The sequence below is a fragment of the Dyadobacter sp. 32 genome (assembly GCF_902506755.1).
Classification (GTDB): Bacteria; Bacteroidota; Bacteroidia; order Cytophagales; family Spirosomataceae; genus Dyadobacter.
On the sequence record NZ_LR735258.1, the window covers coordinates 4,779,791 to 4,796,852 of the forward strand.

Consider the following 17,062-nt stretch of genomic DNA (forward strand, 5'->3'; position numbering starts at 1 on the left):
TTTACATTAGAAACGCCATGCTTTATTATTAGAAAAAGATTAGAAAATAGGCTGCAAGCAGTAATCCTGGAACAGCGTGGATGGCAAAGCGGCTAAACTCATTTATTTCAACCATTCTATGAACATATTTTCGACCTATTTCTCCGCGCTACGATTGTTGTTATCTCTGCTTATGGTGTCAGCTTTTGCGATGGATTGCTTCGCTCAGCCGACTTTGCCATTGTATGATGGAAAAATCCCCTTTGCAATAAAAGCAGCGGATGAGGAAACAAGCCTAAAAGGGGTTGTGAGGAATGTTTCCCTGCCCACCATGACGGTCTTTCTGCCGCCTGCTGAAAAATCCAACGGTGCGGCTGTGATCATATGTCCGGGGGGTGGTTATGGCGCATTGGTTATGGACCGGGAGGGATTCAGGGTAGCCGAGGCTTTTAATAAAATGGGCGTTTCGGCATTTGTTTTAAAATACAGGCTTCCGTCCGATCGAACCATGGAAGTTCGTTCGATAGGCCCGTTGCAGGATGCTCAGCAGGCTATCAAAGTGGTTCGTGAACACAGCAAGGATTGGCACGTGGATCCGACAAAAATTGGTATCATGGGTTTTTCCGCAGGAGGTCATTTGGCTGCTACGGCAGGCACTCATTTCGATAGTACCTTTATTAGTAACCCGGCTAAAACAAGCCTACGTCCAGATTTTATGGTGCTGGTGTATCCGGTGATCAGTTTGTTGGACAAGGTGGGGCACAAAGGATCGGGGATGAATCTGATGGGCGCATCGCCATCTTCAGAAACTGTCCGATATTTTTCTAATGAGCTACAAGTTACAAAATCGAGCCCACCGGCATTTTTAACTCATGCCGGCGATGACACTGTTGTATCGGTTGAGAACAGTATACAATTTTATAAATCATTAATAAACAATGGGATCGAAGCGGGCCTTCATATTTATGCAAAAGGGGAGCATGGATATCTGAAGGAACCAGAATTCGCAGAGTGGTTTGGCAGGGTGGGTCAATGGCTCAGGGTAATACAGATGATTCCTCAATGAAAGTCATCAGATACCGTATTCCGGGACAGCCAGTTTGAGTAAAGACCGCATCAGTGCCGTATTGCTGGATTGCATGGCTTGCTTCATTTTCTCGATGTAATCAGCAACATCTATGATGAAATCGTCTTTAAGGCGTGCAACAAAAATCTGATGGTGATGACTAGGCAACAACTGGTCGGTATCGCTGAGCAGCTGTTCGTGGAGTTTCTCTCCCGGCCGGATTCCAGTGTATATGATTTCAATGTCACTGCCTGGCCTCAATCCTTGTAAACGGATCATTTTGATGGCAAGATCTGAAATGTTAACCGGATCGCCCATTTTAAAAATCAGAATTTGACCATCCGTTCCCGTAGCACCAGCCTCCAGCAGAAGTTGCCCGGCTTCATAGGGTGTCATGAAATATCTGGTCATGTCCCTATGTGTGATGGTAATGGGTCCCCCTTCTCTTATTTGCGTATCAAATATATTCACTACCGATCCGCTCGACCCCAGTACGTTCCCGAATCGGGCAGTAATAAACTGGGTGCTGCTTTGAAGACGTTTATTTTGATCTGCCATCACAATTTCTCCGAAACGCTTGGAGGCTCCCATGAAACTGGACGGATTAACGGCTTTATCGGTCGATACAAAGACAAATTTTTCGACTTTCAACTTACTGGAAGTGTCGGCCAGTATTTTTGTCCCCAATACATTGGTTTTTATGGCATCATAAAGTTGCTTTTCAACGAATGGTACATGCTTCAAAGCGGCTGTATGATAAACCACATGAGGTTTTGTGGCGTGAAAAATATGCGCAATTCTTACTTCGTCCGAAATATCAGCCATTAGTACAGTTAGTTTTAAGCTGGTGAATAGCTTTCGTAGCTCTGCTTCCAGGCTGGACAATGTGCCTTCACATTTGTCAATCAGGATTAATTCGGATGGCTCGTACTGGGCAATTTGTCGTGATAGCTGGCTACCAATTGAACCCGATGCACCGGTGATCAATATTCTTCGGCTGAAAACATGGTGTTGAATATGGCCATAAGGAAGTACAATCTCCTCACGATACAACAATTCTTCTACGCTAAACGCCTTTTGATCTGAGGACGAGGCAGTAGTAGTATTAGCCCTTTGTGTATTCATCAATTATGAGTCTGATCCGGAGCGATAAACAACAATTGAAGGCTATACGTAAAATTTGGGAATAAGTAACTGATCAAGAAAAAACCTTGCAGCGAGGCAGTTTTGTACGGGCATAAAAAAATGAGCCGTATCGAAGGATACAGCTCATTTTGAACAAAAATATGATGTTTAGATCAATCCTTCAAACAGCCCTGGTGCAAGCCCGAACAGGATGGTGAAAAATGTAGCCAAGACCAGAATGATCAGGAAAAATGGAGCTACTCGGATCTGAGGCAGGTCGCCCTGTTTTACATAGGACGCTATAATTACCCTGAAATAGTAATATATACCCACCGTAGACATAAGGACAGCAATAACGGTGATCCAGATAATTCCTCTTTCTGCAGCGCTAGTGAAGATAAAGAACTTTCCCCAAAAACCGGCGGTTAAAGGGATTCCCGCGAGTGAAAGCATTGAAACCGTCAGTACAAAGGCAAGGAAAGGGTTGTTCTTGGCAAGCCCGTTAAATGCTTCGTAACGTTCGTCGGGCTGTCCCTCTATGGTCTTCTCTTTTGAAACCAGCATCAGTACGGCAAATGCCACAATGGTAGAAAGTGAATAGGCCAATGAATAGAAGACGATGGATTTGGAGGTAGGGCTGGAGAGCGCGGTAATCGCAATAAGCAAATAACCCGCATGTGAGATCCCTGAGTAAGCCAACATTCTTTTAAAGCTTCGCTGGCTGGTGGCTCCAATGTTTCCCACCAATAATGTCAGTATTGCAATAACCGCAATGACAATCCACCAGAAACTGTAAATATTTGCAAATGAATTACTTAATAATCTGAAAATGGCTGCAAATCCCGCCGTTTTCACGATGGTCGACATAAATGTGGTGAAAATCGTAGGAGCGCCCTCATACACATCAGGTGTCCAAAAATGGAATGGCGCAGCCGAAACCTTGAACAACATGCCTATCAGCAGCAACAGCAAGCCTGCGTACAAAAGATAAGATGGCGTACCTGTGCTTACACTGGCGGCAAAACCCCGGATATCACTCAGGTCGAAAGAACCAGTGGCACCGTAAAGCAGCGTAATTCCAAAAAGCATAAAACCGGTTGCAAAAGCACCCATCAGGAAATATTTCAGCGCAGCTTCATTGGAACGAAGGTTGCGTTTGTTGCTACCTGTAAGTACATACATGGCAACCGACAGAATTTCTACACCCAGGAAGAGCATGATCAGATGTTCAAACCCAATCATCATAATTGCTCCTACAAGGGAAAATAGCATTAAACTATAATATTCCGCAGGTTCTGCATCCGCATTGTCATAAAATCCTCCCGAAATGGCAACGATCATAAACGCAGATATCAGCACAATTCCGTTGAAAGATAACGTGAGGTTATCTACCCGAAACATATCGTAAAAATAGAGTAACGGGCCATCATTCCATTCATAGAAGTTTCCTGCGAGCGCGAGCGCGAGAAATAGAAGGGTTGAAGGCAAGAGTATATTTTTAGATTTCGAGAACCCCAGGAAGAGTGCAACGATTCCAAAAACTGACAACAAAACAATGGGATACATATATTATTTATTATCGTTTGTCATTTAAAAGTAGCTATCCGTTTTGGTGTATAGCCATCCGACTTTATTTATCCTACTTACTGATTCTTTCCAACGAGTTCCAATAAATGGCTTACTGCCGGCCCGGAGATCTCTAAAAATGTATTGGGATAAATTCCTATCCAGAACACCATAATGATCAATGGTAGTAACACGGCACGTTCACTCATCGTCAGATCGGTAAAACCCTCCACCAGGTTGGACTTCACCCCAAACATTGACTTTTGGAAAAGGCGTAGCATGTAAACAGAGCCCAGAATGATCGTGAGCCCCGCGATCGCGCCTAACCAGGCGTTGTAATGGAACACACTGGACAATAAAAGAAACTCTCCTACGAAGCCGTTTGTTAAAGGCAATGCCACACTGCCCAGAAGCAGAATCATGAAATATACGCTGAAATGAGGCGAGGTTTGAGAAATACCTCCAAGCTGATCCAGATAACGGGTTTTAGTCCTTGCGTAAATAATATCAATGGCGAAAAATAATCCCACCACGTTAATACCGTGTGCGAGCATCTGAATAAGCGCCCCCTGGAGCCCGTTGGTAGAAACCGAAAACACACCTGCTGCCATCAGCCCTACGTGAGCGAAGGAAGAGTAGGCAATTAAGCGTTTCATGTCGCGTTGCTGAATAGCAATGATGGAGCCATATATAATTCCGATCACGGAGAGAATAATGGCGACTAATCCGTAGGATTCCATACCCAAAGGAACAATGGGAATTAGCATTCGTATAAGGCCGTACACACCCATTTTCAGCATGATCCCCGACAGTAACATGGTTGCCTGCGTGGGCGACTCCGTGTAGGTGTCGGGTTGCCAGGTATGGAAGGGGAATAATGGCATTTTGATGGCAAAAGCAATGAAAAATGCCCAGAATATGAATCCTTGCTGCTGTGTGTCGAGCTGCAGGTTATAGAACGCGGTAATTTCTGACGAGTGCGTGCCTGGCGTTTGATAATACAGATACACCAATGCAACGAACATAAACAAACTACCAAATATGGTGTAAATGAAAAATTTGAAGGTAACCTTGGCCCTGTTTTCTCCACCCCATACGGCGGCTAAGAAATACACAGGAATCAGTGCTGCTTCAAAGAACAGGTAGAAAAGAAATGCATCTGTGGCGGTGAAAACGCCGATCAGAGCGCCTTCCATAAACAGTATCAGCGAGTAAAAAGTAGCGCTGTTTTTATAGTTACGATCAAAAGCAGATAATATAATCAGCGGGGATAGAAAAGCCGTCAGCAACACCAGTACCAAACTTATTCCATCGACTCCGGCGCCAAAAGAAATGCCGGCAGATGGCAACCAGCTGTATTTAAAGCTATATTGGAAGCTGAGGTTAGGATCAAATTTGGTCCAGACAAAAATGGCCAGACCCAACTCCGCCAATCCGCCGATGAGGGCCACCTGTTTTGCAAAACGTTCACCTGATAAAAAGGTTAGCGCCCCAGCTACAATAGGTATAAGTATTAAAAGAAGAGTAAGCATATTTTCAAGTCAACGGTCAGCAACAGTAGTGAACGGTATTAATAGTTTTCAAGGGATCAAAGCAAAAGCTTCCAGAACAAAATAACAACGATACCCAAAACCATAGCGAATACGTAGTCGCCGGTTGAGCCTGTCTGGGTTTTACGCAATAATCCCGCAAGGAAATTGATAAATCTCGCAGTTCCGTTGACAAACAGGTCAATAAAGAATTCTCCGAAACTGTATAAAGCATTTGAAAGTGTATTCATTGGTTTTACAAAAACCGAGTCATACAATTCATCAACATAATATTTGTTGTAAATCACACGCTGTAATGCCGACTTTTCCACCCGATCAGAAGCCGGAACAGCCGCCTTTTGGATGTACATGACATAAGCGATGATCAATGCAACCAGTGCTACACCAGCAGAAACGGCCATCAGAATGTATTCTGTTGTATGCGAAAGGTGTGTAGCAGCGAATGCAGCAGGATTGGCCTGGCGGGCCCCGTCAAAGAGTGGAGACATAAACGTTCCCAGAAAGTTGGAGCCATGAAGTGCCTCGGGAACACCTAGTAACCCACCAGCAGCAGACAATACAGCCAATACCATCAACGGAATAGTCATTGTGGCAGGTGACTCATGCAAGTGATGAGCCTGCTCGTGTGTACCCCTGAACTCACCAAAGAAGGTGAGAAAAAGTAAACGGAACATGTAAAAGGACGTCATAAATGAGCCCAGAACTCCCAGGGCCCAGAGCAATTTGTTATGCTCAAAAACATGCGCCAGAATTTCATCTTTGGAGAAGAAGCCGGCAAAGGGAGGTAAACCGGAAATTGCCCATGTTCCAATCAAAAATGTGATGAATGTAATTGGCAATTTTTTGCGTAATCCACCCATGGACCGGATGTCCTGTTCGTTGGACATGGCATGAATAACGCTACCGGCGCCAAGGAATAAAAGGGCTTTGAAAAAGGCATGCGTCATGACATGGAACATGGAGGATGAGTACGCCATAGCGCCTAAGCCCATAAACATATAACCCAGCTGACTAACAGTGGAATAGGCAAGTACTTTTTTGATGTCATTTTGCAGAAGCCCTATTGATGCGGCGAAAACAGCCGTAGCAGCACCGATGATACCCACTATTTCGAGCGTCGAGGGTGCCAGGGAGTAGAATACATTTGAACGGATCACCATGTAAATCCCGGCCGTTACCATGGTAGCTGCGTGAATAAGAGCGGAAACGGGCGTAGGTCCCGCCATGGCGTCCGGAAGCCAGGTGTAAAGAGGGATTTGGGCCGATTTACCCATCGCTCCGATAAACAGGAACAGGGTAATGGCTATCAATGCGGGATCGCCCACCTGCATGGCGGACGCTTGTTTGAACACATCAGCATATTCAACTGAGCCGAACGTTGCGATGATTGTAAAAATACCAAGCAAAAACCCAAGATCCCCTACACGGTTCATGATGAAGGCCTTGCGCGCGGCGTCGTTATAACTGGTATTTTTGTTCCAAAAACCGATGAGTAAATAGGAGCACAATCCTACACCTTCCCAGCCAATGAACATGATTACATAGTTGGATCCCAGCACCAGGATCAGCATAAAGAAAAGGAAGAGATTCAGATAAGCAAAGAACTTGCCAAATCCGGAATCGTGGTGCATGTACCCGATCGAATAGAGATGTATGAGCGATCCAACTCCGGTAATGACCATCAACATCAGCAATGAAAGCTGATCGATTTGAAATGCAAAGGGAATGTTCAATTTACCAACGGTGATCCAGTCAAAAAGCGGAACGGTTACAGGTTGGCTTCCATTGGCCAGAAAAGCGTTGAAAGTCATCACAGATAACACAAAACTTGCCACAACGGCTAATGTGCCAATGATTCCGACAGCTCCTTTTGGTATATGAGGAAATCCAAGTCCGTTGATCAGAAAACCGAGCAGCGGAAGTAATGGAATGAGAATGAGTAATGATTCGGACATATCTATTTTAAAAATCTTTGATCTCTTTTTACTGAAAAAGGAATTGTCACACGTTAACCGGAATTCAGAATAAGGTGATTTTCTATTTGACTTCTTCTTGTTTTACCATTTCAATTTATTGAGAAAACCAATGTCAGTATTACGGGTATTTCTGTAAATCATAACAATGATTGCCAAACCTACCGCAACTTCGGCAGCTGCAACAGCCATGATAAAAAACACAAACACCTGGCCCGCCGGATCTGAGCGATAGGATGAAAAGGCGATCAAAAGCAGGTTGGCTGCGTTCAGCATCAACTCAACAGACATAAATATCACGATCGCATTACGTCTGGTCAGAACGCCAATGATCCCTATTACAAATAGTAAGGTGCTGAGAATGAGATAATATTGAAGTGGGATGCTCTGAATAATCGCTGGTATACTAACCTCTGGCATATAAGGGTTTGGGATCATAACAGATTGGCCTTGATTGTATTCGGTTAAAAAATCAATATTTTAAAGGAGTTGAAGGGATCACTGAGCCCATTTCAAAAACCATGCTTGTGTTAATTGGCAAAAATAGTTATAAATAGTTCTTTGTACCAACTGTCCGCCGCTTACTTCTTTTAGCGCTGTGTGAAGGCACGCAGTTTTATTTCGGTGAGCCTTCTTTTGGTATCAAGGGGAAACTCTGCTTTCATCATCCAGTCATAAAATGAGGGTTCATTTTTAAGGATATCGGCTACTCGCTTTCCGTTGTGTTTTCCAAAGTTAAATACTTCCTCACCTTTATCGTTAAAAACCATTCTCCCTGCAAAATCAATGATACGCGCCGCGGTCAGTTCGTGCAATGAAGATACATCGTTCAGTATTGAACCCAGCTCTTTGCCATGGGAGTCGATTACTTTCTGCCCTTCATACTTAGCGATCTGCCCTTGCAGTACTTCAAATGTGGCAATGGTATCGGCTTCGGCGCTATGGGCACCCATCAGCGTTTTGCCACAATAGAACTGGTAAGCCGCCGAAAGATTCCGGGGTTCCATCATGTGGTAAATTCGCTGTGTATCTACGGTACGCCTGTTTTTTACATCAAATTCCACACCTACTCTCAGGAATTCTTCCACGAGCATGGGTATGTCAAACCGGTTGCTGTTAAAGCCCGCTAAATCACATCCTTCCAGAAAACTTGCCAGATTCCTGGCCAGGCTCTTAAACGTAGGAGCATCTTTTACATCTTCGTCGTAAATACCATGGATCAGGCTACTTTCCAGCGGAATGGGCATTTCCGGGTTAACACGTCGGGTCCGTATTTCTGTTTCACCGTTAGGCAATGCCTTGACCACGGAAATTTCCACGATGCGATCGCGGGCAATATTTACTCCTGTGGTTTCAAGATCAAAAAAAGCCAGAGGCTTTTTGAGATGAAGGGTATGCATAAGGCGGAATCCATTTGGTTTTGAAGGGGCGAAGTTACGCTTTACATGTTTACAGCCCAAAATAAGCGGTCAGTTTCGATTTTTACAGTTCTTTTTTATATTGATTCTAAATTTGAACAGAGCTTTTGTAAGTATAATCGTCGACAATTTTGGATGGTGCAGAGTGAGAGTGTCCTAAGGATGGGCGCTATCCATAGTAGGACTGATTTTTGAGAAACATTCAAAAGGCTAGCTCTCCTTGCAGCAGCTATTAGTATTTCTTTTCTTTTTTAGGTCGATCAATTTTACTTCACACCTAAAAAACCCCTACCTTTGCGGGCAATTTGTTGATATAGATCATAATATCCTTTTTTAACTTAATTTTTTTGTTGCAATGTCCGCAGTAGCAGAGCAAGCCCGGTTGTTGGCCGACCGTATCACCGCCCTCGAAGAATCTTCGACGCTGGCGATGACCAAAATGGCACGTGAATTGGCTGCCCAAGGCCATAAAGTAATCAGTCTGAGCGTGGGAGAGCCAGACTTTAAGACGCCCGCACACATTTGCGAGGCTGCAAAAAAGGCCATCGATGATGGTTTCCATGGTTACTCACCCGTAGCAGGTTATCCTGATTTGCGAAAGGCCATTGCTGATAAACTGAAACGTGACAACAATATAGATTGGAAGCCCGAAAATATCGTGGTTTCTACCGGTGCAAAACATTCGCTTGCCAATGTGATCCAGGTTCTGATTAACCCGGGAGATGAAGTGGTTATATTTGCTCCTTACTGGGTGAGTTACTCCGAAATGGTAAAACTTGCCGAGGGTAAATCAGTGATCATTGATGGTGCTTTTGAGAATGACTTTAAAGTAACTGCAGCTCAGCTGGAGGCAGCCATTACGCCCCGAACCCGAATCGTCATGTATGCCTCACCAAATAATCCTACAGGTGCGGTATACTCTGAAAAAGAGCTTCGAGAAATTGCAGCGGTCATTGAAAAACATGAAGATGTTTATGTTCTGGCCGATGAGATTTATGAATATATCAATTTCACCGAAGAGGGCAATTTCAGTATTGGATCCATTCCTGCTTTGAAAGACCGGGTTATCACAGTGAATGGTGTTGCCAAAGGTTATGCAATGACCGGATGGAGAATCGGTTTTACAGCGGCTGCAAAATGGATTGCCGATGGAATTGAAAAGCTTCAGGGCCAGGTTACATCGGGTACCAACTCTATTGCACAAAAAGCAGCTACGGCTGCATTCAACGGTACGATGGAACCGTCAAAAGAAATGGCAAAAGCTTACAAACGTCGTCGTGACCTTGTGATTGGCCTGTTGAAAGAAATACCTGGATTCAAAGTAAGGATTCCCGAGGGCGCGTTTTACGCATTCCCTGATGTGAGCTATTATTTTGGTAAATCTGACGGAACCACTATCATCAAAGATTCGGACGATTTCTCAAACTGGATCCTCAATAAATATTACGTTTCAACCGTAGCCGGTTCGGGATTCGGTGCACCCAACTGCATACGTATCTCCACTGCAGCTGCAGATGAGGCTCTTGTGGAAGCAGTGCAACGTATCAAAGACGCGGTGGCAACTCTGAAATAATTAAAGTTGATATCTTTTGAAAGCCTCATGGGATCGGATGTCCATGAGGCTTTTGTATAAAAATCGAATTTCGGAGCTCGTATTGGTGTTAAAGCTACGATAACAGATATTCTCAGTACTTTGCTAACAGCTCATAGCCATCGGCTTACTGCTTCACACAATGAGTAAATATTATTTTTTAAAAGTAAAAGAAATAGAAAAGGAGACGGAGGAAGCGTCTACCATCCACTTCTGGCATCCGCTCAATGAGGTGGTGAGTTACCGGCCGGGACAATTTTTAACGTTACTTCTGCCCGTGGAGGACAAAAAAGTACGGCGCTCCTACTCCATGTCGAGTTCACCCTACACTGATGTATCCCTTGCCATAACCATCAAACGCGTTCCGGGCGGATTTGCCTCAAACATGCTGTTGGACACGCTCAAAGTAGATGATGTACTCGAAGCACTGGAACCCGCGGGTGTTTTTTTTCCGAAACAGGCCGACGATCAAACGAGGCAGGTGGTGTTTGTGGGGGCAGGGAGTGGCATTACTCCTTTGTACTCTATCCTCAAGTCCATTCTGATGGTCGAGCCTGAAAGTGAGGTGATCCTCATCTATGGTAGCCGGAACGAAGAAAGTATTATTTTTCGTAAAAAGCTGGATGCTTTACAGCAGAAATATAAGGAACGCTTAAAAATCGTTCATACCCTGAGCCAGCCGTCGGATAAGTGGGCAGGCGAGAGGGGGCGGTTGAACAAAACGCATCTTCTGAAGATTTTAGAGCAATTTCCCGATCTGAAGAAAAAAGAAGCGGAGTTTTTCCTTTGCGGACCTGACGATATGATGGAAGAGGCACATCGGGCTCTGGCTATTCTGGCCGTTCCGGAAGCGAAAATCCGTAAGGAAAGTTTTGCAACGGCAACTTCGCAGCAGCCGGGAGACGTCGTGGTAGAGGAAGTGGAGGACACCATCAAAACCAGGGAAATAACGCTGATCTATGAAGGTGCCGAATACAAGCTTCCGGTAAAACCACATGAGACTGTACTCGAAGCAGCGCTGAATATGGACATTGATTTGCCCTATTCCTGCCAGGCGGGTATGTGCACAGCTTGTATGGGGCGTTGCACTTCAGGGACGGTGCATCTGGACGAAGAAGACGCCTTATCGGAGGCAGAAAGAAATGAGGGTTTTATTTTAACCTGTGTGACCCATCCGATGACGGATGACGTGGTGATTGAAGTGGAGTAAAACAACACAAAAAAACCGTCTGGAATGTTTCAGACGGTTTTTTTGTCATTTTTTTGGAGGAACCGGAGGCGGTGGAGGCGCAGTAGCAGGAGTTGCTTTTTTAACTTTTGATACAGGCCTTGGTTCAATCGGAGGTGGAGGAGGAGCTATGGTACCTAGTCTCATCTGTGGAGGTGGTGGTGGCCCTAGCTTTTGCAATTTTCCCGACTCGATTTCGAGTTCCTTATTAAGTTCTACCATTTTGTTTTCCAAAATCGTGATTCTTTTTTCAGTTTCTCTGAGCGGCTCTTCAGCTTTAAAAGTCTCCAGCCTTGCCTGAACCAGCCTTTGGTTGTAATCGACTATTTTCTGCTCCTGGTCTTTTATTTTTTCCTCATATTCAGCCAGGAGCTTTTCAATTTCCGTATCGGCCAATTTCTGCTGACCCTTTTTTTCGTCTTGACGTAATAATCCCGCCCGTTTCATTGTCAGGTCAGACCGGGTTAGCGCCACTTTTTGCCTTGCCCATTCTATTTTTTCCAGTTCACGGTAGGCACGCTCACCGTCAAATATATTTTTCTCCCGTTCCCGAGCCGCTTTTTCACCCTCAAATCTGAGTTTATCAAGCTCCGCCTGTAATGCTAAGATCCTGCCCATTACTTTTTGATAGTCATCAGGAGAATAATTGTTCACAACCGTAACGCGGGTAACATTACCCTGGCTATCCATATCAATTTTACCGTAATTGCCCGCGAACTCTTCGGTGCCCGAAGTGGAAGTAGCCTTGAAATCGGTCTTTGTTTTACTTAGGGCAGGGTCGCTGTAATCTACCTTCACTACAATAGAATCCATGGGCTTTTCCCTTGTTCCCATGATCACGGTGTCCGATGAAGCTTCTACCGCCGTCAGGACTTTGTCCGCTTTAACGGTATTCAGCTTAGCCTTCGCCGATTTTGCTTCAGTCTTTTTTTCGTTTTGGCCAATGGCGTACATCGAAACCCCCGCTACCAGGCTCATGGCTACAAAGACGGCGGGTAATGTTGAGAATGGTTTTGAAGGTTTTGGTGCCAGCCCCAGCACTCTGCGAACACGCTGTAATAGTAAAGGCCTTCGTGACGCAAATGCCATGGCCATGGTCGGCGTCGATTGCCATTCGGCTACTTTGAACAGTGCATGGGCCAGGGTCATTTTATCCTCGCAAATTTCTAATGCTACTTCATCACAGCAATGTTCTCGCTCTGTCCGTATCTTTTCGGACAGCCACCAAATTGCGGGGTGAAAGAAGTATATGACCTCTGTTACCGACTGAAGTAAATTGATCAGGTAATCATTCCGACGAATGTGAGCCAGCTCATGAGCAAGAATGGCTTCTACCTGTGAAACCGGAAACCCGGTCAATAATCCGATGGGGAGGAGCACGACCGGCCTGAATGCGCCGATGACCATGGGCGTTAAAATGCGGCTTGTCTCGCAGAATTCGATATTCTTTGCAATATTCAGCTTTGCCGAAAGTACGGCGAAGCGAGTGCGCCAATTCTTATCTGTGATCATTGTGGCTTTGGAGCGAAGCAACTCCGCGTAAAGCCAGCCCCCGGCAAATCGTAATAGCAGAACGGATGAGCCAATAAGCCAGCAAATAACCAACTCCTGGATGTGAGCCTGTAGCCATAATTGCACCTTTGTGCCAAGAGCCACGTTATAATCCATTTCCTGCAAGGGTTTACCTGCTGAAAATGGACCACCCGGCTGTATGGCTAATATCGATTCAGGCCCGGTAAGTCTGATTAAATTGTACCAAAAGGTAGCAACAGACGCTAAGAATTGGGTACTCAGGATCACAAGACCCAGATTGTACCTGTATGCCGCAGGCTTTTTGTCCATAAAATAAAACGAAACAGCAGCCATCAATGCAAGCAAGGTACCTTGCCAAATCGAGTGTACCAGGGTCCAGCCCAAGGCGGAGACAACAGAGTCCGAGAATAATTCTAAAAGGATTTTCATGGCTAACGATTGTTTTCGATGCTATTTAATAATTCGCGAATCTCATCCAGCTCTTCTTTCGACGTCTGGTGATTTCCAAGGGCCTGCATGACTACCTGCGCCGCAGAGCCTTGAAAGGCGGTCTGTACGAGTCTACCCAGCAAATTTTGTTGCGTTTCTTCTTTGCCAAGCAACGCCACGTAAATGTGCGAGCGGCCTTGTTCCGTTCTGTAAAGTAATCCTTTGTCATGCATAATTTGCATGAGCTTTAGGGTGGTGGTGTAGCCCACGTCTTTTGTGGCTGCAAGGAAGTCGTGAACGGCCCTTACAGTACTTGGCCCGGCTTCCCATAAATAATTGAGAATTTCGAGCTCCGAATCGGTTGGTTTGATGTACATAAAAAATGGCTAATAAATGAATACGATGATCTTCGTACCAAATGTCTACGAAAAAAATCGTACTTGCAAATTTAGTTACGATTTTTTTCGTAGATATTCTTGTTATATGTTTTACTACATTGAAATAAAAGACTTTATCAAAAAAATAAGGCCGCCAGAATCATCCGAGGGCCTTATTTTTTTAACTTCTCTAACTAACTTCTTTTAACTTCCTACCTACTCTAACTTCTTATCTAAACGTAGGTGTTTAACATTACCGGCATTACCAGCATCAGGATATCTTCGTTTTCTTCCTGATCCAACGGTATAATCAACCCGGCACGGTTCGGTGCGGATAATTCAAAAGTAATCGTTTTGCTGGTGATGTTCCCCAAAACCTCTATGAGGAATTTGGCGTTGAACCCGATCTCCATTTCGTCGCCATTGTATTCACACATAAGGCGCTCATTGGCTTCGTTGGAGTAGTCCAGATCTTCGGCAGAAACCACAAGATCATTCAGCGCAAGTTTCAGTCTGACCTGATGGGTGGTACGATTGGAATAGATCGAAATCCGGCGCAATGAGCTAAGGATATCCATCCGGTTGATGGTCAGAGAATTAGGATTGTTGGTCGGAATGGCGTTCTCGTAATCCGGGAAACGCTCATCGATCAGGCGGCAGATCATCTTGATATTGCCAAAACTAAAGAATGCGTTGGAAGAAGTAAACTCAGCCTTCACAGGCACATCGTCCGCGGGCAGACAGGATTTGAGTAGGTTAAGGGCCTTCCTCTGAATGATCATGGAGGTGTCGACGTCAGATTTGATATCCGTCCGTCGATAACGAACCAGGCGGTGACCATCGGTAGCGACAAAGGTAGCATTTTCCGTTCCCATTTGAACAAATACACCGGTCATGGCGGGTCTCAGATCATCCGTACTCGTGGCAAAAAGGGTGTTGGCAATGGCAGCACTCAGGGCCGACGACGACAGGTCAACGGATTGTCCCCGGTTTACAGAAGGTGTTTTAGGGAAATCAATCGGATTTTCACCAGATAGCTTATAGCGTCCGTTGTCCGAGATGATTTCGGTTCCAAAAGTTTCGCCGTTCACTTGTAAGGTGATCGGTTGTTCTGGAAGTCCCCGCAGGGTATCCAGCAAAAGCTTTGCAGGAATGGCTATGGCTCCTTTGTCTGAGGATTCAACCTCAATGGCAGTAATCATTACAGTCTGAAGATCAGACGCAGTGACGGTCAATAAATTTCCCTCCAGGGATAATAGAAAATTCTCAAGTATGGGTACAATAGGGTTCGTTGAAACGACACCATTAATAGCGGATAGTTGCTTAAGAAGAACTGATGACGAAACGACAAACTTCATAATTCGTGACGTAAGTGTTTAGATTTTATTGAAATATAAATAGGTTGTACTGCGGAATTTCCTTCTGCAGGGAACAAAAGTAGGAAAAATAAAGTACTCTGCCACGATGCTCAGGCATATTTTCGCTGGCGAAGATAGTACCTTCCCAAGCCGAAAATGGCGATGATGAATAAGGGAAGCAAAAGGTTTAGACTTTGCCAGAACTTTCGGTCCTCCTGTACTTTTATTTTGTCCAGAGCGCGGATGGAAACCTCTTTATTTCGGGAGGTAATCAGGCCATTGGCATCGGTCAGGTATTCCAGTGAATGAAGGACAAAATCCTTGTTGCCAAAGGTTTTGTTGCTAACTCTGTCGTATCCCAGGGGTAGCGGAGTGTTCCTTTTGTAATCGTAATCATTGACTATGATGTCTCCATCCGCACAAAGAATTACTTTACCTCCACTGCCGGAGGCTATAAAAGTGGCCGCTCGGGGGTCGCCGGGCAATATACGGTTTTGAAACAAGGAGGTAAATGTACCTTCAAATAGCATGGCAACCGTTTTAATACCTCCTGCGTACTCACCCGGAGTGGGCTGTTTACGCGCTTCATTGAAGCCGACCAGTGCCGGTGTATTTACACTTTGGGTGTATGGTGACGTCATGAGTAAGGATGTTTTGGCTACTAGTGGCGCACCACCAACGGTATCAAGGGAGCTTAGAAATCGGGAGTACACCGCATCGGTGTTTCTGGTGATGGGGTGTTTGCCAAAATTATTCAGGATAGGATAAAACCTCCAGTCGACCGGCTGAATTTCGGGTGTATCCCCCATGTTTCCCACATTCAACAGGATTTTGGCACAATTGAGATCCTTAATAAGATTGTAATTGACCCGTGCGCCCCAGCGATAAAACAGATCGCTCAGGTTCAGGTCCAGTGGCTGTGCGTAGGTACCTTCCAGGCTAACGCTGTCGACCCTGGACCCGTCAATAAAAAAAATAGCCTTTCCTCCGTTTATCACATACTGATCCAGCTTGTACTTTTCATCATCTGAAAATGCACTGTCGGGCTTAAGTACCACCAGGGCATCCAGTCCCTGATAAGAGCCCGGGTTATTCATGTCGAGGAAAACGTCATAACGCTGCTGAACCGTAGCAATCAGATCACTGAACCGGGCTGGGGAGATCTGTGTATGACTGACGAGAAAGCCTACCTTTTTTCTTTGCGGATTACTGAGGAGCCGTATTGCAGAGGCCAGCTCGAATTCAACACCTTCCACAGATTGATTGAGCTGCTCCTCGGGGGAAGTGCTTTTACTTCGGTTACCTTTTAACAATTGTACGGGAACCTGTAATGTATCGGACTGAACAATGGCTCCGGGGAATATAATTTTCTCGGTTCTTTTACCATCTTCGTTTGCGTATAGGTTTGTGGGTGTCAGGCCACGATCAACCAGACTGGCGTATTGCTGGTTCCTTTTTTCTTCACTTGCTGCCTCCGACGGATCGGAAAACTGGAAGTGAATATGACCATTGGCATAAGATTGAAATTCTTCAAGTACTTCGCGTGTAGCGCCTTCGAGGCGCTCGAATCCCGGAGGAAAGTCTCCTGACAGATATACACTGATGTTGACATCCCGATCCAGGTTAGAGAGAAGTTCTTTGGTTGCATCGGAAATGGAATATCGCTTATCCTCTGTCAGATCCCATCTGAAAAATAGCAATGATGAAAGCCAGTTCAGTCCTGCCAGGATCACCGTCAAAATAAATAGCTGCAGAATTGATTTTTTCATATGATACCTTGACCTGGGACAACTTTGGATGATCTCACCGTCGGTCGAATGCGTTGGTTAAAAAAAATAGACGTTAAGGCAATTCAAACCTTAACGTCTA

Annotated in this window: 13 protein-coding genes; 3 read left to right on the forward strand and 10 right to left on the reverse strand. The window is 45.0% G+C overall.

Going from position 1 to position 17,062, the window contains the following annotated elements; all coding sequences use genetic code 11:
• Positions 1 to 118 precede the first annotated feature (118 nt).
• Positions 119 to 1,045: an alpha/beta hydrolase gene (locus tag DYADSP32_RS19510; protein ID WP_414617908.1), complete on the forward strand. Its 927-nt coding sequence runs from the start codon at positions 119 to 121 to the stop codon at positions 1,043 to 1,045.
• A 6-nt stretch (positions 1,046 to 1,051) separates the two neighbouring features.
• On the opposite strand, the gene DYADSP32_RS19515 is transcribed toward DYADSP32_RS19510, so the two are convergent.
• From DYADSP32_RS19515 to DYADSP32_RS19540, 6 genes are all read right to left on the reverse strand, one after another.
• Positions 1,052 to 2,170 carry a nucleoside-diphosphate sugar epimerase/dehydratase gene (locus tag DYADSP32_RS19515; protein ID WP_149241190.1) on the reverse strand — a complete coding sequence of 373 codons (1,119 nt, stop codon included), beginning with the start codon at positions 2,168 to 2,170 and terminating at the stop codon, positions 1,052 to 1,054.
• Between the two features lie 168 nt (positions 2,171 to 2,338).
• Entirely contained in the window at positions 2,339 to 3,736 is a 1,398-nt protein-coding gene (locus tag DYADSP32_RS19520; RefSeq protein ID WP_149241189.1) for an NADH-quinone oxidoreductase subunit N, read from the reverse strand.
• A gap of 77 nt (positions 3,737 to 3,813) precedes the next feature.
• Entirely contained in the window at positions 3,814 to 5,268 is a 1,455-nt protein-coding gene (locus DYADSP32_RS19525; protein ID WP_149241188.1) for an NADH-quinone oxidoreductase subunit M, read from the reverse strand.
• Positions 5,269 to 5,324: 56 nt separating this feature from the next.
• Positions 5,325 to 7,241, reverse strand: coding sequence for an NADH-quinone oxidoreductase subunit L (gene nuoL / locus DYADSP32_RS19530; protein WP_149241187.1), 1,917 nt, complete (start codon positions 7,239 to 7,241; stop codon positions 5,325 to 5,327).
• A gap of 102 nt (positions 7,242 to 7,343) precedes the next feature.
• A complete protein-coding gene (nuoK, locus tag DYADSP32_RS19535; RefSeq protein ID WP_149244758.1) occupies positions 7,344 to 7,679 on the reverse strand; it encodes an NADH-quinone oxidoreductase subunit NuoK in 336 nt (111 codons plus the stop codon).
• Positions 7,680 to 7,849: 170 nt separating this feature from the next.
• On the reverse strand, positions 7,850 to 8,659 hold the full coding sequence (locus DYADSP32_RS19540; protein WP_149241186.1) for a 3'-5' exonuclease: 810 nt from the start codon (positions 8,657 to 8,659) through the stop codon (positions 7,850 to 7,852).
• A 373-nt stretch (positions 8,660 to 9,032) separates the two neighbouring features.
• Between DYADSP32_RS19540 and DYADSP32_RS19545 the strand changes: the two genes are divergently transcribed.
• Together DYADSP32_RS19545 and DYADSP32_RS19550 are read left to right on the forward strand one after the other, a co-directional pair.
• Complete coding sequence (locus DYADSP32_RS19545) at positions 9,033 to 10,250, forward strand: pyridoxal phosphate-dependent aminotransferase (RefSeq protein WP_149241185.1); 1,218 nt, start codon at positions 9,033 to 9,035, stop codon at positions 10,248 to 10,250.
• Between the two features lie 160 nt (positions 10,251 to 10,410).
• On the forward strand, positions 10,411 to 11,478 hold the full coding sequence (locus DYADSP32_RS19550; RefSeq protein ID WP_149241184.1) for a ferredoxin--NADP reductase: 1,068 nt from the start codon (positions 10,411 to 10,413) through the stop codon (positions 11,476 to 11,478).
• Between the two features lie 45 nt (positions 11,479 to 11,523).
• Here the strand turns inward: DYADSP32_RS19550 and DYADSP32_RS19555 are convergent, their stop codons facing one another.
• The 4 genes from DYADSP32_RS19555 to gldG all read right to left on the reverse strand — a co-directional run bounded on the left by DYADSP32_RS19555 (position 11,524) and on the right by gldG (position 16,962).
• Positions 11,524 to 13,458 carry a M56 family metallopeptidase gene (locus tag DYADSP32_RS19555; RefSeq protein ID WP_149241183.1) on the reverse strand — a complete coding sequence of 645 codons (1,935 nt, stop codon included), beginning with the start codon at positions 13,456 to 13,458 and terminating at the stop codon, positions 11,524 to 11,526.
• A 2-nt stretch (positions 13,459 to 13,460) separates the two neighbouring features.
• The gene (locus DYADSP32_RS19560; protein WP_149241182.1) at positions 13,461 to 13,835 is read right to left on the reverse strand and encodes a BlaI/MecI/CopY family transcriptional regulator; all 375 of its coding nucleotides are present in this window, start codon (positions 13,833 to 13,835) and stop codon (positions 13,461 to 13,463) included.
• A gap of 233 nt (positions 13,836 to 14,068) precedes the next feature.
• Positions 14,069 to 15,193 (reverse strand): DNA polymerase III subunit beta, encoded by a 1,125-nt coding sequence (gene dnaN, locus DYADSP32_RS19565; protein ID WP_149241181.1) that lies wholly within the window; start codon positions 15,191 to 15,193, stop codon positions 14,069 to 14,071.
• A 110-nt stretch (positions 15,194 to 15,303) separates the two neighbouring features.
• A complete protein-coding gene (gene gldG / locus DYADSP32_RS19570) occupies positions 15,304 to 16,962 on the reverse strand; it encodes a gliding motility-associated ABC transporter substrate-binding protein GldG (RefSeq protein WP_149241180.1) in 1,659 nt (552 codons plus the stop codon).
• Positions 16,963 to 17,062 lie beyond the last annotated feature (100 nt).